We start from the raw sequence: 1414 nt of genomic DNA, 5'->3' as shown, positions 1-1414 counted from the left end.
CCGCGTTGGGCTACCTGCGGCACAACTTCAACCCGAGCCGCATCATCATGGGCGACGCGGGGTCCTACCTCATCGGGTACACGCTCGCGGCGGTGTCGCTGCTGGGCACCCTGAAGTTCGCGGCGGGCGCGTCCGTCATCGCGCCCCTGCTGTTCCTCGCGCTGCCGATCCTCGACACGACGCAGGTCGTGATCGGACGGCTGGCGCGCGGCATCCGCAACCCGCTGGGCCACCCGGACAAGACGCACCTGCACCACCGCCTGCTGGCGCGCACGGACGCGCGCCGCACGGCGGTCATCATGTGGGCGACGGCGCTGCTGTTCGGCGTGATCGGCATGGTCGCGCAGGGCGTCCCGGCGGTCGTGATCGTCGTGACGGCCCTCTTCATCGGCGGCGCGCTCGCGTGGGTGGCGCTGCGCCGCGTCCGCGCGCACCGCCGCGAGCAGCAGGAGGCCCTGACCGAATGAGCACGGAAGCAGTGAAGGACAAGCGGATCGTCGTGGCCTTCGGGACCCGTCCGGAGGCCACGAAGATGGCGCCCGTCATCGAGGCGCTCTCGAAGGAGCCGGGCGTGACGCCCGTGATCCTCGTGACGGGGCAGCAGCGCGAGCAGCTCGACAGCGCCCTCGCGGTGTTCGGCCTCACGCCCGACGCGGACCTTGACGTGATGACGCAGCGGCAGACCCTCCCGGACCTCACGGCGCGCATCGTGCCCGCCGCGGCGCGGCGGCTGCGTGAGCTGGAGGCGGACATGGTGCTCGTGCACGGCGACACCACCACGACGTTCTGCATGGCGTACGCGGCGTTCGTGGAGGGCATCCCGGTGGGGCACGTGGAGGCGGGCCTGCGCAGCGGCAGCATGCGCGAACCCTTCCCGGAGGAGGCGAACCGCCGCCTCACGAGCGTCCTCACGACGCTGGACTTCGCCCCGACGGAGCTGAGCCGCGACAACCTGCGCCGCGAGAACAAGACCGGAGACGGCGTGTTCGTGACGGGACAGACGGCGGTGGACGCGGTGCGCGCCGTCGCGTCGCGCTCGCCGCTGCGTCCCGGGTGGCAGGGCAAACGGCTCGTGACGATCACGATGCACCGCCGCGAGAACCTGCCCGTCATGGCGGAGCTCGCGCTGGGCCTGCGCGACGTGGCCCTGCGGCACCCCGAGCGGCACTTCGTGTACCCCGTGCACCTCAACCCGGCGGTCCGCGAGGCGGTCTACCCGGCCCTGTCGGACGTCGCGAACGTGGAGCTGATCGAGCCGATCGCGTACGACGAGATGGCCGCGCTGATGGCCGCGTCGGAGCTCCTCGCGACGGACTCGGGCGGCCTGCAGGAGGAGGGCGCGAGCCTCGGCGTGCCCGTGGCGGTGCTGCGCAACGTCACCGAGCGGCCCGAGGGGCTCGCGGCGGGCGTGCTG

Annotated in this window: 2 protein-coding genes; both read left to right on the top strand. The window is 72.6% G+C overall.

The window, feature by feature from the left end; translation table 11 throughout:
* Positions 1–467 (top strand): undecaprenyl-phosphate alpha-N-acetylglucosaminyl 1-phosphate transferase (locus tag DEIPI_RS27240; protein WP_045233321.1); only part of this gene is annotated, 467 nt, incomplete at its 5' end.
* On the top strand, positions 464–1414 hold a 951-nt coding region (gene wecB, locus DEIPI_RS0100175; RefSeq protein ID WP_027480450.1), incomplete at its 3' end, for a non-hydrolyzing UDP-N-acetylglucosamine 2-epimerase. The genes DEIPI_RS27240 and wecB, both read left to right, overlap by 4 nt.

The sequence above is a fragment of the Deinococcus pimensis DSM 21231 genome (assembly GCF_000519345.1).
GTDB classification, from domain to species: Bacteria; Deinococcota; Deinococci; order Deinococcales; family Deinococcaceae; genus Deinococcus_A; species Deinococcus_A pimensis.
Note: the sequence above shows the minus strand (reverse complement) of the source record. Positions and strands in the feature narration are given on the sequence as shown.